Annotated in this window: 21 protein-coding genes and 3 tRNA genes; 11 read left to right on the forward strand and 13 right to left on the reverse strand. The window is 65.1% G+C overall.

The annotated features are described in order from the left end of the window. Window positions 1-1,197, forward strand: a complete 1,197-nt coding sequence (locus tag LQ788_RS04285) for an acyl-CoA dehydrogenase family protein (protein ID WP_231445518.1) — start codon at window positions 1-3, stop codon at window positions 1,195-1,197. Between the two features lie 30 nt (window positions 1,198-1,227). Here the strand turns inward: LQ788_RS04285 and LQ788_RS19835 are convergent, their stop codons facing one another. Together LQ788_RS19835 and LQ788_RS04290 are read right to left on the reverse strand one after the other, a co-directional pair. Next, window positions 1,228-1,362 carry a hypothetical protein gene (locus LQ788_RS19835; RefSeq protein WP_262908310.1) on the reverse strand — a complete coding sequence of 45 codons (135 nt, stop codon included), beginning with the start codon at window positions 1,360-1,362 and terminating at the stop codon, window positions 1,228-1,230. A gap of 96 nt (window positions 1,363-1,458) precedes the next feature. Beyond that, entirely contained in the window at window positions 1,459-2,340 is an 882-nt protein-coding gene (locus LQ788_RS04290; protein ID WP_231445519.1) for an oxidoreductase, read from the reverse strand. A gap of 62 nt (window positions 2,341-2,402) precedes the next feature. Here LQ788_RS04290 and LQ788_RS04295 point away from each other — a divergent pair, with 62 nt between their 5' ends. Together LQ788_RS04295 and LQ788_RS04300 are read left to right on the forward strand one after the other, a co-directional pair. Continuing rightward, on the forward strand, window positions 2,403-4,133 hold the full coding sequence (locus LQ788_RS04295; RefSeq protein WP_231445520.1) for an ABC transporter transmembrane domain-containing protein: 1,731 nt from the start codon (window positions 2,403-2,405) through the stop codon (window positions 4,131-4,133). Further along, window positions 4,130-5,941: an ABC transporter ATP-binding protein gene (locus LQ788_RS04300; RefSeq protein WP_231445521.1), complete on the forward strand. Its 1,812-nt coding sequence runs from the start codon at window positions 4,130-4,132 to the stop codon at window positions 5,939-5,941. Before LQ788_RS04295 ends, LQ788_RS04300 begins: the two co-directional genes overlap by 4 nt. 25 nt (window positions 5,942-5,966) lie before the next feature. Here LQ788_RS04300 and LQ788_RS04305 read toward each other — a convergent pair whose 3' ends face one another. Further along, window positions 5,967-7,232 carry a C45 family autoproteolytic acyltransferase/hydolase gene (locus LQ788_RS04305; protein ID WP_231445522.1) on the reverse strand — a complete coding sequence of 422 codons (1,266 nt, stop codon included), beginning with the start codon at window positions 7,230-7,232 and terminating at the stop codon, window positions 5,967-5,969. A gap of 91 nt (window positions 7,233-7,323) precedes the next feature. Continuing rightward, entirely contained in the window at window positions 7,324-8,691 is a 1,368-nt protein-coding gene (mgtE, locus tag LQ788_RS04310; protein ID WP_231445525.1) for a magnesium transporter, read from the reverse strand. 103 nt (window positions 8,692-8,794) lie between these two features. Here mgtE and LQ788_RS04315 point away from each other — a divergent pair, with 103 nt between their 5' ends. The 3 genes from LQ788_RS04315 to LQ788_RS04325 are packed head-to-tail and all read left to right on the forward strand — an operon-like array spanning window position 8,795 to window position 10,872. Next, window positions 8,795-9,277: a DUF1648 domain-containing protein gene (locus LQ788_RS04315; protein WP_231445526.1), complete on the forward strand. Its 483-nt coding sequence runs from the start codon at window positions 8,795-8,797 to the stop codon at window positions 9,275-9,277. 57 nt (window positions 9,278-9,334) lie between these two features. Beyond that, window positions 9,335-10,045: an ArsR/SmtB family transcription factor gene (locus tag LQ788_RS04320; RefSeq protein ID WP_231445527.1), complete on the forward strand. Its 711-nt coding sequence runs from the start codon at window positions 9,335-9,337 to the stop codon at window positions 10,043-10,045. Then, window positions 10,042-10,872 (forward strand): isocitrate lyase/PEP mutase family protein, encoded by an 831-nt coding sequence (locus tag LQ788_RS04325; RefSeq protein ID WP_231445528.1) that lies wholly within the window; start codon window positions 10,042-10,044, stop codon window positions 10,870-10,872. Before LQ788_RS04320 ends, LQ788_RS04325 begins: the two co-directional genes overlap by 4 nt. A gap of 19 nt (window positions 10,873-10,891) precedes the next feature. Here the strand turns inward: LQ788_RS04325 and LQ788_RS04330 are convergent, their stop codons facing one another. The 3 genes from LQ788_RS04330 to LQ788_RS04340 form a co-directional block, all read right to left on the reverse strand. Next, the gene (locus LQ788_RS04330; protein ID WP_231445529.1) at window positions 10,892-11,275 is read right to left on the reverse strand and encodes a hypothetical protein; all 384 of its coding nucleotides are present in this window, start codon (window positions 11,273-11,275) and stop codon (window positions 10,892-10,894) included. A 79-nt stretch (window positions 11,276-11,354) separates the two neighbouring features. Continuing rightward, entirely contained in the window at window positions 11,355-12,338 is a 984-nt protein-coding gene (locus LQ788_RS04335; RefSeq protein WP_231445530.1) for a patatin-like phospholipase family protein, read from the reverse strand. 114 nt (window positions 12,339-12,452) lie between these two features. Beyond that, entirely contained in the window at window positions 12,453-13,343 is an 891-nt protein-coding gene (locus LQ788_RS04340; protein ID WP_231445531.1) for an SDR family oxidoreductase, read from the reverse strand. 213 nt (window positions 13,344-13,556) lie between these two features. Between LQ788_RS04340 and LQ788_RS04345 the strand changes: the two genes are divergently transcribed. Next, window positions 13,557-14,399: a CPBP family intramembrane glutamic endopeptidase gene (locus tag LQ788_RS04345; protein WP_231445532.1), complete on the forward strand. Its 843-nt coding sequence runs from the start codon at window positions 13,557-13,559 to the stop codon at window positions 14,397-14,399. 61 nt (window positions 14,400-14,460) lie between these two features. On the opposite strand, the gene LQ788_RS04350 is transcribed toward LQ788_RS04345, so the two are convergent. The 3 genes from LQ788_RS04350 to LQ788_RS04360 form a co-directional block, all read right to left on the reverse strand. Beyond that, window positions 14,461-14,536: transfer RNA gene (locus tag LQ788_RS04350), tRNA-Phe, on the reverse strand. A 68-nt stretch (window positions 14,537-14,604) separates the two neighbouring features. After that, window positions 14,605-14,678, reverse strand: a tRNA-Asp gene (locus LQ788_RS04355). 55 nt (window positions 14,679-14,733) lie between these two features. Next, window positions 14,734-14,806, reverse strand: a tRNA-Glu gene (locus LQ788_RS04360). A gap of 173 nt (window positions 14,807-14,979) precedes the next feature. Between LQ788_RS04360 and LQ788_RS04365 the strand changes: the two genes are divergently transcribed. Continuing rightward, window positions 14,980-15,327: a metallopeptidase family protein gene (locus tag LQ788_RS04365; RefSeq protein ID WP_231445533.1), complete on the forward strand. Its 348-nt coding sequence runs from the start codon at window positions 14,980-14,982 to the stop codon at window positions 15,325-15,327. Between the two features lie 256 nt (window positions 15,328-15,583). Beyond that, window positions 15,584-16,084, forward strand: coding sequence for a Cys-tRNA(Pro) deacylase (gene ybaK / locus LQ788_RS04370; RefSeq protein ID WP_125187771.1), 501 nt, complete (start codon window positions 15,584-15,586; stop codon window positions 16,082-16,084). Window positions 16,085-16,116: 32 nt separating this feature from the next. Here ybaK and LQ788_RS04375 read toward each other — a convergent pair whose 3' ends face one another. Further along, window positions 16,117-16,728, reverse strand: coding sequence for a YigZ family protein (locus tag LQ788_RS04375; RefSeq protein WP_231445534.1), 612 nt, complete (start codon window positions 16,726-16,728; stop codon window positions 16,117-16,119). A gap of 121 nt (window positions 16,729-16,849) precedes the next feature. On the opposite strand from LQ788_RS04375, the gene LQ788_RS04380 reads away from it, so the two are divergent. After that, on the forward strand, window positions 16,850-18,211 hold the full coding sequence (locus LQ788_RS04380; RefSeq protein ID WP_231445535.1) for an aspartate aminotransferase family protein: 1,362 nt from the start codon (window positions 16,850-16,852) through the stop codon (window positions 18,209-18,211). A gap of 3 nt (window positions 18,212-18,214) precedes the next feature. On the opposite strand, the gene LQ788_RS04385 is transcribed toward LQ788_RS04380, so the two are convergent. Together LQ788_RS04385 and LQ788_RS04390 are read right to left on the reverse strand one after the other, a co-directional pair. Further along, window positions 18,215-19,846, reverse strand: a complete 1,632-nt coding sequence (locus tag LQ788_RS04385; protein ID WP_231445536.1) for an amidohydrolase — start codon at window positions 19,844-19,846, stop codon at window positions 18,215-18,217. A 61-nt stretch (window positions 19,847-19,907) separates the two neighbouring features. Next, complete coding sequence (locus LQ788_RS04390; RefSeq protein ID WP_231445537.1) at window positions 19,908-21,665, reverse strand: thiamine pyrophosphate-dependent enzyme; 1,758 nt, start codon at window positions 21,663-21,665, stop codon at window positions 19,908-19,910. 110 nt (window positions 21,666-21,775) lie between these two features. On the opposite strand from LQ788_RS04390, the gene LQ788_RS04395 reads away from it, so the two are divergent. After that, window positions 21,776-24,646 (forward strand): aminotransferase class I/II-fold pyridoxal phosphate-dependent enzyme, encoded by a 2,871-nt coding sequence (locus LQ788_RS04395; protein ID WP_231445538.1) that lies wholly within the window; start codon window positions 21,776-21,778, stop codon window positions 24,644-24,646. Window positions 24,647-24,652: the final 6 nt, after the last annotated feature.

Below are 24,652 nucleotides of genomic sequence, written 5' to 3' on the forward strand. Positions count from 1 at the left end.
ATGACTACGACCGCCACTGCACAGGACGCCGCCGACCTCGACAAATCCGACCTCCTCAACCTCGAAGGGCTCTTCAGCGAGGCCGAGATCGAACTGCGTGACAAGGTGCAGGCCTTCGTCGATGAACGGTTCCGTCCAAACATCGCCGACTGGTACGAAAACGCCATCTTCCCCCGCGAGATCGTGGCCGAGATGGGCGAACTCGGGCTGCTGGGTATGCACCTGCACGGCTACGGCTGCCCCGGGCGCTCGGCCGTCGAATACGGCCTCGCCGCCATGGAGCTCGAAGCCGGCGATTCCGGACTGCGCACCTTCGTCTCCGTCCAGGGCTCGCTGGCGATGTCCGCGATCCACAAGTTCGGTTCCGAAGAGCAGAAGAACCGATACCTGCCGGGCATGGCCAAGGGCGAGATCATCGGCTGCTTCGGCCTGACCGAACCCACCGCCGGATCCGACCCAGGATCGATGGCGACCACGGCAACACGCAACGACGACGGTTCGTGGAGCCTGAATGGCGCTAAGCGCTGGATCGGCCTGGCCTCCATCGCCGATATCGCCGTCATCTGGGCCGCGACCGACGAAGGCATCCGCGGGTTCCTCGTCCCCACCGACACCACAGGATACACCGCGACCCCGATCGAACAGAAGCTGTCGATGCGGGCCTCCATCCAGTGCGATATCGACATCGTCGATGTCCAATTGCCCGCCGAGGCGGTCCTGCCCGATGTCACCGGACTCAAGGGACCGTTCTCCTGCCTCAACGAGGCCCGCTACGGAATCATGTGGGGCGCGATGGGTGCCGCCCGAGACTCCTACGAGGTGGCTCTGAAATATGCGCAGGAGAGGATGCAGTTCGACAAACCGTTGGCCGGTTACCAGATCACCCAGCAGAAGCTGGTGAATATGGTCCTCGAGATCCAGAAGGGAATTCTTGTGGCCGTGCAGACCGGTCGCCTCAAGGATGCAGGGACACTCGACCCTGTCCAGATTTCGGTCGGCAAGCTCAACAACTGCCGCGAGGCCATCGCTATCTGCCGGGAGGCTCGGACGATGCTCGGCGGCAATGGCATCACCCTCGAATACTCACCGCTGCGGCATGCAAACAATCTCGAATCGGTGCGCACCTACGAAGGCACCGACGAGGTTCACACGCTCATTCTGGGCCGCCACATCACGGGCGAGCAGGCGTTCCGGTAGGGCGAGCTTGCCACGCGCGGCTGAGTCGTATCAGGCGGATCTGCGGATGAGGCTTCGGAAACGCGACCACCAGTAGTCGAAAGCCTCATGCCTGCGCTGTGCTCGCTCGTCACGCAGCTCCGTCTGCATACGAGCCTCGTCCATGAACAGCTGTGCGCTCTCCATGCTGCGGATCGAACTCCATTGGCACCCGCTGACCATGATCATCGCTCCCCTCGCGCCTACTTCCAGTGTACTGCGCGGGGTATTGCCCTGCCCGCCTCAGAGTTCGGGGAACTCCACCCCTGTCAGCTCCTCGGACACGGTCCACAGGCGCCGTGCCACCTCGGCGTCTTGAGCCTCGCGGGAACGCCCGACGAGCTTCGGCTGTCCGAAGGTCTCCTTGAAGCGGCGCGGGCCGACATAGCTGTTGCCGGGGATGTCGGCTGTGGCGGCGCACAGTGTCGGCACGGCACCCTGCTGCTCGTCCTGCGAGATCAGACCGATCACAGCCTCGGTGACAGATGCGAGCAGGCGGTTGCCCTGCAGCCGGTAGAGGTTCGTCGCCGCCAGTCCCGGATGGGCCGCGGTCGCGATGACGGGCGAGCCCACTTCGGTGAGGCGTCGCTGGAGTTCGGAGGTGAAGAGGAGGTTCGCAAGCTTTGACTGCCCGTAGGCCGGCATCGGCTTATACGGTCTGCGTTCCCAATTGAGGTCATCGAAATCGATGGTCCCCATTCGGTGCCCGATCGAGGAGACGGTGACCACCCGATCTCGGATCTGGGGAAGCAACAGATTGGTCAGGGCAAAATGGCCCAGATGGTTCGTGCCGAACTGGGATTCGAACCCGTCCGCGGTGCGACCCAGCGGTGGGGCCATGATCCCCGCATTGTTGATGAGGATGTCGATCGGGTCGGTGAATTCCTCTGCGAAGGCACGCACCGAAGCGAGATCGGCGAGGTCGAGTTGTCGCACATCGACAGGTCCGCGCATCGTCTTCGCCGCGGCCCGTCCCTTGTCCAGGTTGCGCACCGCAAGCACGACATGCGCATCCATGCCCGCAAGCATGGACGCTGCCGCTCGGCCGATTCCGCTGTTGCCACCGGTGATGACGATGGTGCGGTCAGCCGCTGATGAGATTCTGTCATCGAGCCTATTGCCCATAAAGCCATCGTAAGCCCAAGTGAGGCGTTCAAGACTCCTCGCAAAATGTTAGGGTAGCCTTCGTGCCGCAGACTCCCTCATCAGGTTCGATGCTTCTCCGCAGAGCCGTCCGCCGGCGGCTCGGTATCCTGCTTCCTGGCGTCATCACGATGTCGCTGTGGCAGGTCTGTGAGGCATTCGTTCCCGTCGCCATCGGCATCGTCGTCGATGTCGCGATCATCCCGCTCTCCCTCCCGATGCTCCTCGTCTCCGTCCTCGGCATCGCCCTGCTCTTCACCGTGCTCAGCCTCGGGTACAGATTCGGTGCACGATTGTGCAACTCTGCCCGCGAACACGAGGCGCACGCCCTGCGCGTGGAGATCACCCACGCGGCTCTCACCTCGGCGAACCTTCCACCCGACCGTGCCTCCGGTGAGGTCCTCTCGATCGCATCGGCGGACGCGGACACGGCGGCACAGTCCTTCGCCCAGCTGGGACGGGGAATCGCCTCCGTGCTGGGCATGATCACGGCCGCCGTATTCCTCCTCATCGCTGACCCAGTGACCGGACTCGTCGTCCTCGTCGCAGTACCCATCGGGCTGCTCATCGTGGCTCTGCCCGGACGATCCGTGTCCGCCAAAGCCAACGCACAGCTCGAGGCCGTGGCACGAGCCGGCCGTTCGGCCTCCGACCTCATGCACGGGCTGCGCGTGATCAAGGCCATGGGCGGTGAAACCTGGGCCGTGGACCGCTACCGTCACACCTCGGACGAGGCCGCGACCGCCGGCATCGCCACAGGTGAGAGGACCGGCCGCCTCGCCGGTCTCGGAGCACTCGTCATGTCGGTCGTGCTCGCCATCGTCCTCATCGTCGCCGGCCTGCGCCTCATCGACGGACAGATGAGCGTCGGCGCACTCATCGGCATCCTCGGCATGACCGCATTCCTCACCGAGCCGATGCGCGCCCTGGCCGAGATCGTCGGCCTCTTCGCCCAATCCCACGGAGCCGCCCAACGGATCACTCGTCTGCTCACCGACATCGACGATGCCGAGTCGCCGATAGCACAGAACGACGCTGCTGCGCCGACGACGCCCGCAACCGCTCCTGCAACCGCAGCCGCACCGACCATCGACATCGACGGCGAAGCGATCAGCATCCGCGATTGGGCCGTGGGGGAGGACCGCACGGTCGACTTCACCACCATCTTCGGCACCCTGACCTGCATCGTCGCCGAAGCACCCGAGTCGGAGACCGCGCTGATCACCGCCTTAAGTGCCCACGCCCGCGGCACCACGGTGGACCAGATGCTCGTCTCACCGCACACAGTTGACCTGTTCGAAGGCACCATCCGCTCCAACATCACCATGTTCCTCGGTGCCGGCGAGGCCCCTGTGAGCGCCGAGGTGCTGGCCGCTTCGGGTGCCGACGAACTCCTCGATCTCGTCGAGAATGGACTCGACCACCGCATCCAGGAACTCGGAGGGAACCTCTCCGGTGGGCAGCGCCAGCGGGTGGCCCTGGCCAGAGCCCTGCACGCCGACCCCAAGGTCCTGGTCCTCCACGAACCCACGACCGCGGTCGACGCCGTCACCGAGGCACGCATAGCCTTCGGGCTCCAGGACCTGCGCAGCTCACGCGGTGGTGCCGCCACGATCATCTTCACCAGCTCACCGGCTTTCCTCGCCGCCGCCGACTCAGTCGTGTTCGTGCCCACCACCGGCCCGAGCCTCGTGGGCAAGCACGCCGAACTCCTCGCCGCCGCGGACGACACAGACGGCGCAGCCGCAGCCTACCGAAACGCGGTGAGCCGATGAGCGCGCCCTCGGAGCAGACACCGCAGACGACACTGGCGATCGCCTCCCGGCGTCGCTCATTCGCCCACCTGGCTCCGCTGCTGCGGGCCCGCTGGAACTGGCTCATCGTCCTCATCCTCGCCGGCATCGCCAACGCCGGTGCCGGGCTCGTGGGACCGTGGGCGATCGGCCGCCTCGTCGACGAACTTCCTGCCAGAGCCGGATCAGATGTCGTCATCACGTGTGCGACCGCTGTAGCCGTCGCCGGCGTGGTCATGGCCTTGGGTACCTGGATCGGCGCGTGGGCGCTGGCCCGTATCGCGATGCCCGTCGTCGCGGACCTGCGTACCCAGGTCGTCGACTCCGCACTCACCCTCGAATCACAGCGCATCGAATCGACGGGGACCGGTGACCTGGTCTCGAGGGTCGCCGACGATTCCCGCAAGATCAGTGAGGCCGCAGCACAGGTGCTGCCGCTCGTCGTCGAATCGCTCCTCATCGTCATCGTCTCCGCTGTCGGTCTGGCCGCGATCGACTGGCGCCTGGGCATCGTCGGTCTCGTCGCCCTGCCGATGTACTGGCTCACCCTGCGCTGGTACCTGCCCAGGTCGGAGCCGCTCTACAAGGAAGAGCGCGCTGCCTTCGGGCGCCGTGCCGGTCGTCTCCTCGGCGGGCTCACCGGCGCCCGAACCCTGCGTGCCTACCGTGCGGAGTCCGGGGAGCTTACCCGCATCGACTCCGCCTCCGGGCAGGCCCGGGACCTCTCGATCGGCGTGTTCAGCTTCCTCACCCGCGCCTTCTCACGCAACAACCGCGCCGAGGCTGTCGTGCTCTCCCTGCTTCTCATCGCCGGGTTCGCCCTCGTCTACTTCGGGGAGACGACCGCTGGTGCCGTGACCACCGCGGCCTTGGTCTTCCACCGCCTGTTCAACCCGATCGGTGCCCTGGTCGGCCTCTTTGACCAGGTCCAATCTGCAGGAGCCTCACTGACCCGCATGGTCGGCGTCATCGATGAGGCAGCAAGCTCGCCGAGGCGGACGACCGAGATCAGCATCGACCGTCCCGCCCTGGTGTTGGAGGACCTGTGGTTTTCCTACGATGAGGATCCCGAATCGAGCAATCATGTCCTCAAGGGTGTGAGTCTGCGCCTGAATCCCGGTGAGATCGTCGCTGTCGTCGGCACCACAGGGGCTGGGAAATCGACGCTGGCACGGATCGCTGCGGGACTCTCCGCACCCACCCGAGGCCGAGCCGAACTTGCCAGGGACACAGCCACCTCGGCGGGGGAGGTGGGACGGTCGGTGTCGCTGACCGAGCTGCCTGACGACAAGCTGCGCGGGCACATCACGATGGTCGCCCAAGAGGTGCACACGTTCACCGGGACCCTGCGTGAGAACGTGGCGTTGCCGGTACCGGAGGCCACGGATGAGCAGATCATCACAGCATTGGACACCATCGGTGCCGGCTGGGCGAGGGCTCTGCCGCACGGGCTGGACACTGAGGTCGGTGACGGCGGCACACGCCTCAGCGCCGTTGAGGACCAGTCGATCGCCCTGGCCAGGCTGGTGCTTGCCGACCCCGACTTCGCGATCCTCGACGAGGCGACCGCCGAGGCCGGGTCCGCCGGTGCCCACGTGCTTGAACGCTCTGCGCAGGCCGCCCTCGCCGGACGTGGTGCCCTCGTCGTCGCCCATCGCCTCAGCCAAGCAGAGACCGCTGATCGGGTTCTCGTCATGGACCACGGGCGGGTCGTCGAGGAGGGCCCGCACGAGGAGTTGGTCGCGGCGGGTGGCCGTTACGCCCAGCTGTGGTCGGCGTGGTCGGCGTGATGTTACGGCCGGGGCGCGTGGACGCTCAGCGCCAGCGCTGCCAGGCTGCCTGACGGCTGACGTCGGCCATTTCGGCCACCCGGGCCCAGGAATTGTGCTCGGCCATCGTGCGAGCACTGGCCCCCAGTGCCTCACCGACCTCGGCAGAGAGACTGAGCAACGCCGAAAACGCCTCGGGGTCCGGCGAATGGGACAGATCGTGGACGGCCTGCCGTGCTGTGCCGAGCAGATCGGCCACAGCGGAGCCCGCGAATTCCCTGACCGGCTCCGCGATCGGCTGGCTATCGGGCTGCCCGTCGACAGGTATCGGTTCGGGACTGTCTTCATCGAGGGTCACGATGATCATCTCCTCGGTAGAGTTCAGGCTGCGGGTCCAGGTGCGGTCGTGCCAATGATATTCGACCTCGCCGCGCAGCGGCAGATAGACGGCAGTGTACAGGGTGCCGAAGGCGTTGTCGTAGTCGTCGCTGAAGACTCCGGGGGTGAGCATTCTCTCGGCCATCTCCTGCACATCGCACCCCTGCTCCACCGCCGCGGTGAGCAGCTCCTGTCGCTCGAGGCTGCGGAATCGTCGTGCATGCTCGGGGAACTCCGGGTGGCGACCGCGATGGTTCGTCGCCACCGGATCATCGATGACCTCCGGTCTCATCCCGGGACCGACGTAGGCCGTCACTGCTGTGCCATCGGCATCGATCATGGTCAGGTTGTAGAACATGGACACCGGTATCGTCTCGAGCCGGCGCAGGGCCTCCGGCACGGAGCCGGCAACCTCCAGCAGGAAGCGCACTACCAGCGGAGCGGCGAAGCCATCACCGTCGCCTGGACGCCCGCCGAATGCCAAGGAGACCGCGAGCCCGTCCTCGTTCATCCCATCGAGCAGACCCCACAGGCAGTCCGAGGTCCCGATCACCCGGCGGGAGCCGAAGCGAGTCGAGGCATGGACCTGCTCGAACAGCTCCAACCCGTAGTCGTAGTTGCGCACCAGCGCCGGCTCAGGAGACTGCAGGGCAACCTGTGAACACCCGGGGAGGAAACGCGGCGGGTTCCACAGCGTGAGCATGCGTGCCGCGGTCTCGTCCCCGCGTGCGAGTTCGACCAGGCGCTGCCAGGTGGGGACGAGTTCGGGCATGTGTTCACGCAGTTTGGCCTCGGCCGTGGCCAGACTGGGACGGGCTGCGTCCCCGTCGCGGAGGTACCAGGACCGATAGCCGGGCCAGACGGCATCGAACAGTGACTGCCAGCGGGTCGAGGGGCGGTCTTCGGTGATTGCAAAGAAATTGAATGAGGTCATGCGTCAAGATTAGGTTGACACTCCTGGAGTGTCAACAAAACCTTGACAAGACTTGGTGGTTGGATCTTTCACCGGCCGAGACGAACTGCGATCAGCTCAGCCCCAGAATCGTCGTCGCAATGGTGAAGTAGATGATCAGGCCGGTGGCGTCGCAGAACGTGGAGATGAATGGATTGGAGAACACCGCCGGATCCGCCCCGACGCGCTTGGCGATGATCGGCATCAGCCCGCCCACGGTCGCGGCCATCATGCACACCGACAGCAGAGTCAGTCCGATGACCAGCCCGATCGCCCACCCATAGACCAAGCCGGCGACGATGAAGCCCAAAGTGCCGAGCACAGCTCCCAGCAGTGCACCGACTCGCAGCTCGCGCCAGATGACCTTCCCGAGGTCGCGAATCCGCACCTCGCCCACGGCCAGCGCCCTGGTCACGGTCGTCGCGGCCTGGTTGCCGGTGTTACCGCCCGTGCCGGTGAGCAACGGGATGAAGAGGGCGAGGATGACGACCTGGTCGAGTCGATCCTCGTAGACCTCGAGGACCTGGACGGTGAGGATCGCGGAAACGGCGAGGACCAGCAGCCACACGATGCGGCTCTTGACCAAACGGAAGATCGTGCTCGATAGGTAGGACCGGTCGAGGGGTTCGGAGCCGCTGGAGCGGGCGATGTCCTCGGCATCTTCCTCATCGACGATGTCGAGGACGTCGTCCATGGTCAGGATCCCGACGAGGCGGTCCTCCTGGTCCACGACCGGCATCGCGATGAGCCGGTGGGAGAGGAACTCACGGGAGGCGACCTCACGATCGGTCAGCGCCTGCGTGCTGATGGATTCGCGCACCATGTCCCCGACAAGGTCCTCGGATTCGGCTGCGATGAGGTTACGTAGGGACACCACGCCCAAGAGGACACGACCGACCCCGACGACGGGCAGGAGGTAGACGGTCTCAGGACCGTCGATGCGGGCGCGGACGACCTCCATCGCTTCGGCGGCGGTCCAGTCCCTGTGGAGGCTGAGCACCTCGGGTGACATGTACCGGCCGATCGCCTTCTTCGGGTAGCCGAGGACCGCGGTGGTCATCTCCCGTTCTTCGGCATCGAGACCGCTCATCAGCCTGCGGGCGACGTTGGCGGGAAGTTCGCCGAAGAGTTCGGCACGGTCGTCGGGGTCGAGTCCCTCGACGATGTGGGCGACCTCCGGTTCCCGCAGGCTCTGGATCAGTTCCGCCTGGTAGCCCGGTGGAAGGTTCTCGAAGACTGCGAGTGCGTCATCCTTGTCCAGGATGCGGAAGAGGACCGCCGACTGCAGAGGAGTGCTCGTGTGGACGAGGCGGGTCAGTTCGGGGAGCGGAACCTGGTGGGCAAGATCGGCGATCTCGTCCATCGCGGACCGGTCGATGCGTCCCGTCAGCGCGGATTCGAGGCGGTCGGCCGCCGAGTTCTCCACCGTCATATCAGTCATGACTGCTCCTTACCGTCCGCGGCCTAGGTGATCGCAGTCCACCCTATGTCACCATGAGACACCAGGCCCAAAGCGGCCCGCTGGTGACGGGTGCGATCGTCATATGGTGGGGCACGACAACTACGCGGCGAACTATGCGACCGGGACTCTCACTAAGTGGATCCGACGCTCGACGCTGCTTGCCACTGGAGTGCTCTCCGCAGCCCTGCTGGCCGGCTACCCGTTTATGCCCGATCTGATCCCCACCCACTTCGACCTTTCGGGCAGGGCCGACAGCTACGGTCCGAGCTGGACGCTGTTCGTCCTCGTCGGTCTGCTCTGTGTGCTCATCGCCGCAACCTCATGGCTGTCCACGCGGCCGCAGATGCTCAATTTCCCGGTCGTCGTGACCGCAGGGAACGCGCAGTCCATCTTCCGGGAGTCAGAACGAATGATGGTGTGGGTCTCGGCAGCCCTATTCATCGTCTACCTCGGCAGCGGCATCTCTGTCTGGGGCGGCTACGGCGCCCCCTTCCTCCTCGCCGGAATCCTCGGCCTGGCAATCGCGACGATCCTCGGGGTCAAACGAACACTTTCGGTCGGCTGAGCCGTCACCTTCACAGTTCGGCCGAGCCCGAACAGTCAGGGGCATACCATCGAAGCTATGAACAGGAGCCACCCGGAATCGGCACCGAACATCGCCGCACTGGCCTCGGCGATCGCCGACCCCACCCGCGTCATGATCTGCACGAGCCTCCTCGACGGCAGAGCATGGACGCTCACGGAGCTCTCACGTGCCCTGCAGACGCCGATGTCATCGACGTCCGAACATGTCAGCATCCTCATCGCTCGCGGCGTTCTGGCCGAACGGCGGCAGGGCAGGCACCGCTATGTGCAGCTGGCCTCGAGGGACATCGCCGACTGGCTCGAACACACCGGTGCGCTTGCGGGGGAGCGGATCGAATCGGCTCCGAGCCTGGCGGCCAAGACCCGCGACGGGCACCTCCTTGAGGCACGAACCTGCTACCGGCACATCGCCGGACGTCTGGGAGTCCAGATCTGGGCGGCAGTCACCGCGAGAGGGTGGGCCGATGGCACGGCGTCCGTGACCGAATCGGGAATTGCCGGCCTGGCAGTTGAATGGGGAATCGATGTCCCCACCGCGGCCTCAATCTCTCGCCCGCTGACACGAGCCTGCCTCGATTGGACGGAACGACGCACCCACCTCGGCGGGTGGCTCGGCGACGCCATCTGCGCACAATTCCTCGACCGGGAATGGATCGTCCGCCGCCGCAGCTCTCGCGCACTCACACTCACACCAACCGGTCGGGACGAACTCGGCTGGATTCTCACCACCGAGGTGACACAGCTATGACCAGCACAACTTCCGACCCGCGCCCGTCCTTCCACCGGCTGCACATACCTGGGGACCCGTTCATCCTGCCCTGCGCCTGGGATGTGGCGAGTGCGCGACTGTTCGCCGAGGCGGGTCACCCTGCCGTAGGCACCACCAGTCTGGGTGTGGCCGCCGGAATCGGCGCCGCCGATGAAGACCGGGCAACGCTGACCGCCATGGTCGCTGTGTTGAGGAGCATCAGACGGGCATTGCCCGAAGCCCTGCTCACCTGCGATTTCGAAGACGGCTACGGTGACGACCCGGCTGCCGTCACCGACATTCTCCGCGAGGCCTTCTCTGCAGATGGGGCAGGCTCACCACGAGAGGGCGCCGGCCTGAGGATCGAGGGAATCAACATCGAGGATTCCGCTCGTGGTCGCCTCGTCGAACCACGCGCACTCGCCGCCAAAATCGTTGCGATCAAAGAGACCTTCCCAGGACTCTTCGTCAATGCCCGGATCGACACTTATTGGACCGGTGAGGATAACCTCGGCGATACTCTCGAGCGGATGCGTTGCTATGCCGATGCCGGGGCAGACGGGATCTTCGTTCCCGGTGACCTTGATCTGGCCGTCGTCGCACAGATCGTGGACGCGAGTCCGCTGCCGGTCAATGTTCTCGCCAGCCCGCGATACTCACGCACGCAGTTCGCCGAGGTGGGAGTGGCGCGCATCAGCACCGGTTCGCTGCTCTACCGGGCCGCGATCTCAGCGGCAGCGCAGTCACTGAACGGGCTGAGTGAAGACCGCCCGGCGCAGACAGCGAACGTGCTGACCTACCGGGCGGTCTCGCAGCTGGGCGACTAGCCACAGCTCAGTTCTCGGTTCAGTCCTCGTCCTCGGTCAGCATCTCATCACCGGGACGATTCCCCAGATCAGTCGCGGTGGCGGAATCCGTGGAGAACTCACCGGAGATGTCCGGGGCATCAAGTTCGTCGCCCTCACCCGAGTCGTCGAGCAGGGCATCATCGGCACCTTCGATGCCTGTGCCCTCGGGGCCATCGGCACCGGGTTCGGCATCGATTGGTTCGACATCGAGGTCCGGGTCGAGTTCCGGATCGACGTCATCGGCTTCCGCCTCGGCGGCATTGAGCTCCGGATCATCGAGCTCATCGGCCGTGGGTTCGTCGAGGGTGGGGTCATCCATCAGTGGTGCACCCATCTCGGGTTCGTCCTGCCACTGTGTCGGATCGTTGGGAATGTCGCTCATGATCGCTCCTTCGGTGGTCGTCGTGTCTGTCGACGCCCACATTGTTGCACGAGCAGCGGGCGGTGCGCAGGTGATGCGATCACCTGCGGTCGTAGCGTTCCTTCCATGTCTGCCAGTCCCAGGCGCTGAGGAACTCTTCGGCCGCGGCCTCACCCGATCCGATGAGATCGATCTTGTCCGCCAGTGTCAGGTCGAAGTCGGTGCTGCTCTGTGCACCGGTGTCGACGAAGATCGTGCGATCGGTGACCGAGGGCTCATCGATATGGCGTCGGTCGTGGGCATTGATCATGGTCGACAGGAGCGAGAGCGCGTATTGGTAGGTGTTCGCATTGGGCCGCCATTCGGCTTCGGCCGTCGTTCTGGCCGAGAGCATCACTCCCAGGGTGGGCCAGCGTGCAGGCTGGCTGTCTTTGCGATCGAAGATGTCGACGGGGAAGTTCGAGAGCAGGCCGCCATCGGCCGCGAGCACCGAGGCACCGCCTGCGGTCTGCGGATCTGCCCCCAGAGAGCGGGGCCGGAAGAAGAACGGAGTTGCCGCGGACGCACAGACTGCCTCGGCGACCGACTGCGAATCCGGGTCGACGCCCAGTGCCTCGTGGTAGTCCCAGGGCAGTCGGAGCATGCGACCGCGAGAGACATCGGAGACGATGACGACGAGGCGGTACTGCCGCTCCGGCGGCAGCGCACTGTACGCATCGTGCAGGCGCAGATCGCCCCAGGTTCGGATGCCCTGTGCGGCGAGGATGTCGTCAAGGAAGTCATAGAGCGCCGAGCCGAGGTACATTCCCTTGTGGAACACAAGTCCCTGGATCTTCCCCAGCCACGGCACGAGACGGAAGGCCGGGCTGAGGTCTTCGAAGTCCGTGAAGTCCTTGCCCAAGATCGTTTCGATGAGCTTTTCCGGAGGAATTCCCGCGGCAGTCAGTGCGCCCACGATCGCACCGGCCGAGGTTCCCGCGATGCGGTTGAAGGAATAGTTCGCCGAGCTCAGCGCATTGACCGCGCCGACGAGGCCGGGAAGTTTGGCGCCCCCACCTTCGAGGACCAGATCGGTGACGGCCATGACGCGCTCCTCCTCAGAGACCTCGGTATCCCGGCGACCCCCGTGCCGACGGGGCTCCTCTCATTGTCTACCAGCAGGGGCGGAGACAATGAGAGGAGTGGGCCGTGTTGCTGCTCAGCGTGGTGCGGGCGCGGACGCAGGGTCGGCGTCATTGAGCTCGGCGGCCGGTGATGCAGTGTTCTGTTCTGCGATCACTGGGCGGCGGCCGGTGAAGTGATCCATGGTCTTATTGACGCCGAGGAAGTCCATCACCTTGTCGAAGACCCGTGTGGGCAGCAGTCGCGCCCCGGGCAGGATGCGGACCAGCGACGGCATGACCAGCTGCTCACGACCTGATTCGACGGAGTCCAGGACGTCATTGGCGACGTTGGTCTCTTCGAGGATGGGCAGGAGACGTGGGAACTTGGTTTTGACGCCTTCGAACATGCCGGTGTTGATGTAGAACGGGCAGACGACGAGGGTGTTGACGTTGTGACCATCGGCGCGCAGTTCGGCACGCAGCGATTCGGTGAAGCCCACCGCGGCGTACTTGCTTGCCGAGTAGTCGGTCTGCCTCGCTACGCCGACCATTCCTGCAGCACTTGAGATGGTGACCACTGTGCCCCGGTCGCGCTCGAGCATTCCGGGCAGGAAGGCACGGGTGACCCAGTACAGGGCGAGGGTGTTGACATCGTAGACTCGGCGGATCGCGGCCTCATCGGCCTCGAGCAGCTTCGTGCCGGTGACGATTCCGGCGCAGTTGATGAGGACGTCCACGGGACCGGTGTCTTCGGCGATTGCTGTGACCTGTTTGGAGTTGCCTACGTTGACGGTGAAGGACCGGGCACTGGTGCCGGTCGCTGCGATCTCGTCGGCAACGCGCTGTCCGCTCTCTGTTGAGAGATCCCAGATCAGAACCTCCGCTGCTCCACGCGCTGCGGCGTCGAGTGCCATCAGACGGCCGATGCCGCTGCCGGCGCCGGTGATCAGTACTCGTGCACCTTCGATAGGGGTACCGCGGGTCATATTTTTGCTCCTTTGCATCTCGAGTTTCAGCGCATGGTTCGAATGGGGACGCTGTTACTGACATCACAATACATGCCATAGTTACTGATTCGTAACCAGTTGGTCTCTTCTCTTTTCACTCTCCAGAGTGATGTCGGCCCAGACACGTGCCCCCTATCGTCGCGGATGGACGGGGCGAACGCTTCCGGTCATCCTATGAATGGAGTCAATGTCGTGCGTCTCATCAAACAGCTTGTCGCCGTTGTGGCAGTCACCGCGCTCGGAGGGGTCGCGGCAAATATCGTTGGAGGAAACGGGGTGTTGGCTCTCCTGGCAGGGCTCATTACTGCAGCCCTGACGCTCGTCGTCTACCGCGCTGTCGTGCGGCGCACTGAACATCGCTCGGTCGCCGAGGTGTCGTCGGCAGGTGCTCTCCGGGCACTCAGCCTCGGAGCGCTCATCGGCGTCGGACTATTCTCTCTTGCGATCGCTGCCATTGCGCTCCTCGGTGGGTACACGGTTGATGGGCTCGGATCTCCAGGAGCACTGTTGGGGCTGCTCGGTCTCATGGCAGCAGCCGCGGTCACTGAGGAAGTGATCTTCCGGGGTGTCCTGTTCCGAGTCGTCGAAGAGCGGACCGGCTCATGGATCGCCATGGTGGTAACCGGACTGGCGTTCGGCCTCATGCACCTGCTGAACCCCAACGCTTCACTCTTCGGTGCGATCGCCATTGCGGTCGAAGCCGGCTTCATGCTCACCGCCGCCTATATGGCGACAAGACGACTGTGGGTTCCGATCGGTCTGCATTTCGGATGGAACATAGCTGCTGGCGGAATCTTCAGCACTGAAGTCTCCGGAGCCAATACTCCGCAGGGGCTGTTGGATGCGACGATGTCAGGCCCGGTGCTCCTCACCGGCGGAGACTTCGGTCCCGAGGGCAGCGTGCTCTCCATTGCAATCTGCATTCTCGCAGGTGCCGTCTTCGTCTGGATGGCTCATCGACGCGGAACAATACTTCCACCGCGCAGTCGGCGGCAGGTGCCCGAGGCCTCCCCGCCGGTGCTCAGCGAGGGCTGACTGGGCCTGGGCCGGCTGCGGATACACGAAAACCCTCGCCGAGGCGAGGGTTTTCATTGTGTGGTGGCTCCGACCGGCGTCGATCCGGTGACCTTTCGATTTTCAGTCGAACGCTCTACCAACTGAGCTACAGAGCCAAGCCGCCAACATACCGAAGCATGTTGAGAGAAACAAAGGCCCTTCCGAAGAAGAGCCTTGTGCTCCGCGACCCTGACCGGACTCGAACCGGCGACCTCCGCCGTGACAGGGCGGCGCGCTAACCAACTGCGCTACAGGGCCTAACTGGTGTAACTAGTGTATCCGTTGTGGTGGCGGACTTTCCAATCCTACACCGTACCCCCAACGGGATTCGAACCCGTGTCGCCGCCGTGAAAGGGCGGTGTCCTAGGCCTCTAGACGATGGGGGCCCAGGTTGTCCTCGGATTCCCCCGGGGCAACGACGTTAAGCTTATCCCAACCGTTTTGCTGAGCGCAAACCGGCAACCCGTGTCCTCGGTCACACTGTTTCGCAGCCCTGCGAAACAGCGATCGAGAGGGCAGTCCACAGCTCCTTCGGAGGCCCTCCGATTAGGCTGGGGGCATGGAAGACCTCAGTGATGACGAGTTCGAAACGATCCTTGATGAGGCACTCGACCAGCTTCCCGCGGGGGTGACTGACGAGCTCGACAATGTTGCGCTCTTCGTCGAGGACCGGCCCGAGGATGGGAACACGCACCTGCTGGGCCTCTATGACGGAACGCCCGTGGGGGAGCGGGGAATCTCGGGCCTCGAGCTGCCGGACAACATCTTCCTCTACCGCGACAATCTCGTCTCCTTTGCCGAGGACCGCGATCACCTGCGCAGCGAAATCGTCATCACCATCGTCCACGAGATCGCGCACTTCTATGGAATCGACGACGAACGCCTCCACGAGATCGGCTGGGGCTGAACCCAGGCGCCCCTCCGCAGTCCCCGCAGGCGACGGTGAAGTCCAGCGTCATCCCAGGTCGTAGGCGGTGACAGGAGGTTCATCCGCCCTCATTGATTGGCGCTCGAGCCTGGACTTCGCTTATTGTGGGCGGGTACCCATCAGCACTCGATACAACATTCCGTCCGTATCGACGCGGGAACACAGGGACGAAAGTCCCGGGCAGAAATGCTCCGCGTGTCCCCGCAGATTTACGGGCAGGAGGCACGACCCCTTTATGACAGTGGCATCCAAACCGACAAGCGCGGCTACCCCGGCCGTCCGTGTACTCAACCTGGCAGGCATCGACTACACCCTGCACAGCTTCGATCACGACCCCAGCACCCGCCGTTACGGGTCCGAAGCAGCCGATAAGCTCGGCGTCGGCTCTGACCAGGTGTTCAAGACCCTGATGATCCAGGTCGACGGCGCCCCCGTCACCGCCCTGGTCCCCGTGTCCGGGCAGCTCGACCTCAAGGGTCTCGCGTCCGCACGCGGAGCGAAGAAGGCTCAGCTGGCAGGCGTGGCCGAGACCGAGCGTCGCACCGGCTACCCGGTCGGCGGAGTCTCTCCGTTCGGGCAGCGTCATGCTGTGCCGGTCGTCATCGACCGCACCGCACTCGAGCACTCCTCGGTCTTCGTCTCCGCAGGCCGCCGTGGCCTCGAGATCGAGATCCGTCCCGAGGACCTCGTCATGCTCACCAACGCACAGGTCGGGAAGATCGCAGCACTGGACTGATCAGTTCAGCACTGATCGACACCCAGACCTGATCACACCCATTCGACGTCACCGACGGCGGGCTCTGCCTGACCGGCGGTGACGTCTGCGTATATCGCCAGGGCCGCGTCCACCTCGGCGACGGGGACCATCATGTCGAGCTCCACGGCGGCACCGTACTGTGACCGTGTCGTCCAGCCCCGGTTCCCGGCCGCTCGATCCAGGGCGTTGGCCTGGGCGTAGTCCACCTCGGCGCGCACCGGCACCAGCTCATGCTTCGTCACGATGCGTGCCGTTTCCAAGGCCGCCGAGGTGGCCTGGCCGTAGGCGCGGACGAGTCCTCCCGCACCCAGCAGAGTTCCCCCGAAATACCTGGTCACCACCGCAACGACGAAGGTCAGCTGGTGTCCGGAGACGACGTCGAGGATCGGTGCCCCGGCGGTGCCCGCCGGCTCGCCGTCATCGCTGAAGCGCTGTGTGCGCGAATCGGGATCGAGGACGAACGCAGTGCAATGATGGCGCGCCTTCGGATGGGCGCTGCGGCGCTCGGCGATGACCTCCCTGGCCTCTGCCTCGTCGGCGACCGGCGCGAGGTACCCGATGAAGCGTGACTTCTTGATCTCGATCTCGGTCTCAGCGGGGGCGGCGATCGTGCGGTAGGGCATGCCGATCACTCTACCGAAGACCACTGACGCGGACCCCGCCACCACGGGCCCGGACCGTTTCGCCGGAATCTGATCTACGATGAGCGGACGAACCTGAACAATGGTGAAAGGGTGATGCGTTGTGCAGCAGCTCAGCGAAGCTGAAATCTCGGCGATCAAGGACGAATCCGCCAGAGCCTACGAACTCGATCGAGCGCATGTCTTCCACTCCTGGTCGGCCCAGGAGCTCATCGACCCGATGACCGTCTCCCGCGCGCAGGGCTCGACCATCATCGACGGTCAGGGGCAGTCGTTCCTCGACTTCTCCTCACAGCTGGTCAACACCAACATCGGCCACCAGCATCCGAAGGTCGTCCAGGCCATCAAGGACCAGGCGGACCTGCTGTGCACGATCAGTCCCGCCCACGTCAACGCCGCCCGGTCCGAAGCCGCTCGGCTCATCACCGAGCGCACCCCGGCCGGTCTGGACCATGTGTTCTTCACCAACGGCGGCGCCGATGCCAACGAGCATGCGATCCGCATGGCCCGGCTGCACACCGGCAAACACAAGATCCTCTCCCGATACCGCTCGTATCACGGGGGCACGGAGACGGCAGTCAACGTCACCGGTGACCCGCGCCGCTGGTCCAATGACCGTGGCGACTCCGGTGTCGTCCACTTCTTCGGGCCTTTCCTCTACCGGTCCGAATTCTCGGCCACCACCGAGGAGGAGGAGACCGAGAGGGCTCTGCGCCACCTCGAGCGCACCATCGAACTCGAGGGCCCGTCGACGATCGCCGCGATCATCCTCGAGTCCATCCCCGGCACCGCCGGCATCATGCTGCCTGGCAGCGAGTACATGCAGGGCGTGCGAGCCCTGTGCGACAAACACGACATCATCTATATCGCCGACGAGGTGATGGCCGGATTCGGGCGGGCCGGCAAATGGTTCGCCTTCGAACACTTCGATGTGGTGCCCGACATCATCACCTTCGCCAAGGGCGTGAACTCCGGCTATGTGCCCCTGGGCGGAGTGATCATGGATGATGCGATCTACGGTTCCTTCGCACGTAAGGCCTACCCCGGCGGGCTCACCTACTCCGGCCACCCGCTGGCCTGTGCTGCGGCCGTGGCCACCCTCAAGGCGATGGACGAGGAGCGCATGATCGATCATGCCGAACGCATCGGTGAGGAGATCATCGGGCCCAGGCTGCGCCAGATCGCGGAGAACTCGAAGCACGTCGGCGAAGTCCGCGGAGTCGGCGCGTTCTGGGCGATCGAACTGGTCTGGGACAAGGAATCGAGGGAACCGCTGGCACCCTACGGTGGCGGCTCACCCGAGGTCGCCTCGGTGGTGGCTGCGCTCAAGGAACACGGGGTGGTGCCCTTCAACAACTATCACCGTCTCCACGTGGTCCCGCCGATCAACATCAGCGAAGAGGATCTCGAAACCGGCCTCGGCGTCTTCGAGAAGGTGCTCACCGACCTCGACTTCTCCCGCTGAGTTCTAGCGGGCGTCGTGGGTGAAGTCGCCGCCGAGGACGGTGGCGCGGACTGTAATCTGTGAGATCTGCTCGGGGGCCACGTCTGCGGGGTGGGCGTCGAGGGCCACGAAGTCCGCGAGCTTCCCGCGTGACAGTGTTCCCTTGTCTGCGCCGTGCCCGGAGGCTTCGGCCGCGACCGAGGTGTAGGCGGCGATCGCCTCATCGGCGCTCAGGCATTCCTCGGCCGAGCCCATGATGTCGCCGTCGCGGGTCTTCCTCGTCACAAAGGCTTCGATGCCGCGCAGCGCATTGCCGTCGGCGCAGGGGCGATCCGAGCTGCCGGCCAGCAGCACACCGTTATCGATGAAGGACTTCGCGCGGTAGATCAGGGAACGACGTGCAGGTCCCAGTGAGGCGTTCATTCCGTCGCCGATGCCTTCGGCGAATGCGGACTGCGGGGTCACGACGATTCCGTTGTCGGCCAGGGTGGATAGGTGCTCATCATGGACGAGGGCAGCGTGTTCGATCCGGTTGGGAACGACCCGGCGACCGTACTTGGCCTGCGCGTCGACGATGTTGGCCACGGCAGCATCCACGGCCGCATCGCCGATCGCATGGACCGCGACGGACCACCCGGAGGCGTAGGTGTCGAGGATCTGCTTGCGCAGCACCTCGGCGTCGTCCTGCAGGTAGCCGGGATGGTCCTTGCCCTCGTAGTTCTCCCGCAGAGCTGCGGTCTCCCCGCTCAGCGCCCCGTCCATGAAGAACTTGACCGGTCCCAGAGAGACGAGGTCATCGCCGAGGCCGGTGCGCACCCCTGCATCGAGGCCGATGCCGAAGCCGTCGGCCGAGTTCGCTGCGATCTCGTGGAGTCCGTCGGCCTGCGGCAGGAGCTGGGCGCGGGCACGCAGCTTGCCCTCTTCGCGCGCACGCAGGTAGGCGCTGACTTCGATGGGGGAGTGTCCGATCCAGCCGTAGGCGACGCCGCAGTCACCGAAGGAGGTGATGCCTTCCTTCGCGTAGTACGCGGTCGCAAGGTCGATGGCCTCGACGATCGTGTCGAGTGAATAGGGGCGGATGAGGTCCTGGACGAGGCCCTGCGCGGTCTCTTCGACCAGGCCTGTGGGGTGGCCCGCCGCATCGGTGACGACCCTGCCGCCGACTGGGTCGCTGAAGCCGGGGTCGAGGATCCCTGCTCGCTTCATCGCCTCGGTGTTGACGATGGCGGCATGCCCGGAGGTCTGTCGCATGAATAGAGGCCGGTCGCCGGTGATCTCGTCGAGGCGGGACAGCTCCGGGTACTGCCCGTCGTAGTCGCGGTGGGCGTAGCCGGTGGCGTTGATCCACTCGCCGGCCGGAGTCGTCGCAGCTGCCTTCTCGAGGGCGGCGTAGACATCGGGCAGGCCGCCGGGCAGCGCTGTGACGTCGATCGATGCCAGGGTGAGTCCGAACCATGCGGTGTGGCAGTGGACGTCGTTGAAGCCCGGCAGCACCGTGGCCCCGCCCAGCGATTCGACCCGATCCGCGGTGACGCCGTCGAGCTCCTCATCGAAGCCGATGATGCGCCCGGCGAAGACGCCGATCTTCTTCGCCCGCGGACGTGCCGGGTCGAGCGTGTGGGCGTCGAGATCGGTGAAGATCGCGTCGATGTTCATGTCAGTCACCTTTGCAGCGTCAGAATCAGTTACAGCGTGGGGGTCGGGGCCAGCGTGGCACTCACACCCGGGCTCCGCGGATCGCGGGGTCGGTGAGACAGCGGACGAGCGCGGGACCCTTGTGGGCCAGTGCCTTCTCGAAGGCATCTCGGAAGTCCTCCGTGCGTTCGACTGTCAGTCCCATACCGCCGAAAGCCGTGGCGAGGGCCGCGAAATCGGGGCTGGACAGGGAGGTGCCAGTTGCGCGGCCCGGATACTCGCGATCCTGGTGGCCGCGGATCGTGCCGTAGACCGAGTTGTCGTTGACGACGACGGTGAGGTTGACACCGTATTGTGCGGCGGTGGCGAGCTCCTGGCCGTTCATGAGGAAGTCACCGTCGCCGGCGATGCAGAACACGGGACGCTCGGGATGAACGAGTCCGGCGGCAACGGCGGCGGGGAGCCCGAAGCCCATCGATCCGTTGCGTGGGCCCAGCGCCGAGGGGAAGCCGTGGGTGGGCAGGAACCTGGTGGCCCAGCCCGAGAAGTTCCCGGCCCCGTAGGTGATGATCGCGTTGTCCGGCAGCAGCTCCCTGACATGGACGAAGGCCTCATCCATGTCGACGAAGCCGTCACCGGCACGACCAGAGTCAGAGCTCGCCGAGGTGGTCACCGGCACCCGCCATTCCTCGAGTTCTGCCCGGGCTTGGCGGATCCATTCGGGCAGCGGCACCGGTTCGTCGTTGCCGCTCAGGTGCTCATCTCCGACAGCAGGCTCATTGATCGACCCGTCGGAGGACACCGAATACGCACGTGCACCGTCCTCGGTGAACAGGGCCTGGGCGAAGCGGTTGACCGGGGTGATGATGTGCTGGTCGAGGCTGCCGAAATGTCCGTGAGCGTCCGGATCGGGGCCGATGACGACGGTCTTGGCGTCGGTGCCGATGGTGAAGGAATCGGTGGCCACATCGGTGCGGACACAGCCGAGGAAGATGTGCAGGTCAGCCTCGGCGAAGGTTCTCTTCGCGACCGCGGAGGCACCGAAGCCGAGCATGCCGAGGAAATTGGGGGAGTCGTGGTCGATGCCGTCATAGGCACGGAAGGTGCCGATGACGCCGAGGCCGCGGTCGCGTGACCACTGCGCGATCCTGCGCGAGGTCGCCGGGGACCAGTCCTCGCCGCCGATGATGAGGACGGGACGATCGGCCTGGAGGATGCGGGCCCGCAGCTCGGTGACATCGCCTGCATAGGGGGCAGCAGAACCGTGCGTGCGCGGCGGCAGCACCGTCCCCGCGCTGGCCTTGACCAGGACCTCCTCGGGCAGGCCCACGACGACGGGACCCGCCCGGCCGGTCACGGCGGTGTGCATGGCATCGGCGACCACCTCGGCGGCCTTGTCGGGGTCATCGAGGGTGAGGACCTTCTTGGTCGTCGTCGAGAACCAGCCGTTCAGGTCGAATTCCTGGAAGGACTCGCGGCCACGCTGGGCGGTGGGGATGAGGCCGACGAACACGACGAGCGGCGTCGCGTCCTGGTAGGCGGTGTGGACCGAGACCATGACGTTCGAGGCACCGGGACCGCGGGTGACCATGGCGATCCCGGGGATGCCGGTCATGCGGCCCTCGGCTACGGCCATGTAGCCGGCTCCACCCTCTTGGCGGCAGACGATCGGGGTGATAGTCGAATCGTGGAGGCCGTCGAGAACGTCGAGGTAGGACTCGCCGGGGACCAGGTAGGAACGCTGGACGCCGTGGGCTTCGAGCTCCTTGACGAGGAGGTGACCTGCGGAAAGTGGCGCTGAGTTGTCCATGGCTTCATGCTTATCATTCTTTTGTCTCATGTGGGCAGACTCTTGAACATTCGGTCGCACAACGCCGTATGATCTTGGCACAACGGATTCCGCAGGGAATCGCTCGACATCGAGATAGTTCATCGCCAGGAGGCTCAAGTATGACCGGCATCGACTCCGACGAACACTCGGGACAGGCATCATTTATGCCTGGACCGGCAGCGGCCGGAGGGACGCCCCGAAAGCGGTTGGACTCCGACTCGTCTGGGGGATCCGCGGAGACGGGATTCCGGTCTCGGCCGAAGAAGTCGCAGCTCGAACGCGATCCGGGCATGCCTGCAAGCACCTGGCGTCTGCGCTCGGATGCCTGGGAATACCTGAAGTTCGCGATCAAGCGACTGGCCATCAGCGGCGGGGACTTCTCGATGATCGCCGCCGACGGCGAGGTCTGGCGGTCGCTGCGATCGCTGAAGACGATCGAACTGTACTGGGGCGGGTTCGGGCAGCGCTATGTCGAGGACATCGCCGAGCTGCTCTCCAACGGTGAGTTCGACAAGGCCCATGACATGATTACGCGCGCCGTCAACCGTCTGCGCGGAACCACGGTCCCCGATGTCGTCGACGATGACCTCTCCGAGGACGAGCGTGCCGAGCACAAGGACCGCCAGGATTCGCGCCCCCGCTTCGAGGTCCTCATCGTCGATGAGACCACCGAGGGCGGCCGCGATGAGCTGCACACCGACCTGCTCAAACTGCGCCACGCCTCCGACCAGTTCATCTACGACTACGTCATCGTCCCCACCGCCGACGATGCTGTGGCTGCGGCGCTGACGAACCCGAACCTGCTCGCCTGCGTCATCCGCCCCGGCTTCACCGACCGCACCCGGCAGGTGCTCAGCCGCGACCTGCGCAGCGCCGTCGAACTCGCCCACCAGGGCACGACCGACTCGCCGACGATGCCGATGAGTCCGCTCAACTCGGTCCGGCGGGTGCTGCGTCTGGCAGACACCCTGGCGGGTCTGCGCCCCGAACTCGACCTCTACCTCATGGCCGGTGCCCATATCGAGAGCCTGGCCGGAGCGTTGACCCATCGGTTCCGCCGTGTCTTCCGCCGAGAGGACCAGTTCGAGCTCCACCTGTCCTTGCTGCGCCGTGTCCAGCACCTCTACGACACTCCGTTCTTCACCGCGATCCGGGAGCACGCACGCCGCCCGGCCGGTGTCTTCCACGCCCTGCCTGTCTCTCGCGGCGGCTCGGTCGTGGGCTCGAAGTGGATCAGTGACTTCGTCGACTTCTACGGTCTCAACCTGCTGCTCGCGGAGACCAGCGCCACCTCGGGTGAGTTGGATTCCCTGCTCGCTCCGGTCGGCACGATCAAGAAGGCGCAGTCTCTGGCGGCCAGGGCCTTCGGCGCGAAGCGGACCTACTTCGTGACGAACGGGACCTCGACGGCGAACAAGATCGTCCACCAGGCCGTCGTCTCACCCGACGAGGTCGTCATGGTCGACCGCAACTGCCACAAGTCGCACCACCACGCGCTCATGCTCACGGGCGCCAGGACCGCCTACCTCGAGGCCTACCCGCTCAACGACGTCGCCTTCTACGGCGCGGTGCCGCTGAACCGGATCAAGCAGCTCCTGCTCGACTACCGGGCCGCCGGCCGCCTCGACGAGGTCCGGATGATCACCCTGACCAACTGCACCTTCGACGGGATCGTCTACGACCCGGAGAAGGTCATGGCCGAGTGCCTGGCAATCAAGCCCGACCTCGTCTTCCTCTGGGACGAGGCGTGGTTCGCCTTCGCCCGGTTCCACCCGGTCACCCGCAAACGCACCGCCATGGTCGCGGCCGAGCGGCTCGAGGCGATCCTCGGCACCGACGCCCACGCCAGGGCATATCGGGAGCAGCGCGAGCGGCTCTTCGATGCACAGACCGGTGAACCGGCTCCCGACGAGGTGTGGCTGAACGAGTCCCTGCTGCCGCCGCCGGACGCGGTCCTGCGCGTGTATGCGACCCAGTCGACGCACAAGACGCTGACCTCGCTGCGGCAGGGCTCGATGATCCACGTCTATGACCAGGAGTTCTCCCACGGGGCTGAGGAGTCGTTCCACGAGGCGTACATGACGCACACTTCGACCTCGCCGAACTACCAGATCCTCGCGTCCTTGGATTTGGGGCGCCGGCAGGTCGAGATGGAGGGCTTCGCCCTCGTGCAGAAGCAACTGGACCTGGCAATGAGCCTGGCCTCGGCTGTCTCGCGCCATCCGCTTTTGAAGAAGACCTTCCGGGTGCTCACCGCGGCCGACCTCATTCCCGAGGAGTACCGGCAGACCGAGCGCACGATGCCGCTGCGTGATGGTCTGGCGACGTTCTGGCATGCGTGGACGACCGATGAGTTCGTCGTCGATCCCAGCCGCATCACGATCGAGATCAGCGGCACCGGAGTCGACGGGGACACCTTCAAGCACGACTTCCTCATGGACCGCTACGGCATTCAGGTCAATAAGACGAGCCGCAACACGGTGCTGTTCATGACGAACATCGGCACGTCACGCTCGGCTGTGGCCTACCTCATCGAGGTCCTCGTCAAGATGGCCGAGAAGTTCAATGACCCGCACGAACTCCAGGCCGAGTATTCCCTCGACGAGCCGGCCGAGATCATGCCGCCGCTGCCGGACTTCAGCGCCTTCGCCCCCGCATACGCCGCCGAGGTGCCGGCTGAGGATCCGTCGAAGCAACTGCCCGACGGTGACCTGCGCACCGCCTACTACGCCGGACTGCGCCGCTGGAACATCGAACACGTCCTCCCCGAGGAGCTGGGCCGTCGGCTCGAGTCGGGGGACCAGCCGGTCTCTGCCGGGTTCGTCACGCCCTACCCGCCGGGATTCCCCGTGCTCGTGCCCGGTCAGATCATCACCGCCGAGGTGCTCGACTTCATGTCCGCCCTCGACACTAGGGAGATCCACGGCTACGACGCTCGGTTGGGCTATCGCGTCATCCTGCCGAAGGATCAGCTCGAGTCGAAGAAGTAGGCGAGC

It is taken from the genome of Brevibacterium zhoupengii (genome assembly GCF_021117425.1).
GTDB lineage: Bacteria > Actinomycetota > Actinomycetes > Actinomycetales > Brevibacteriaceae > Brevibacterium > Brevibacterium zhoupengii.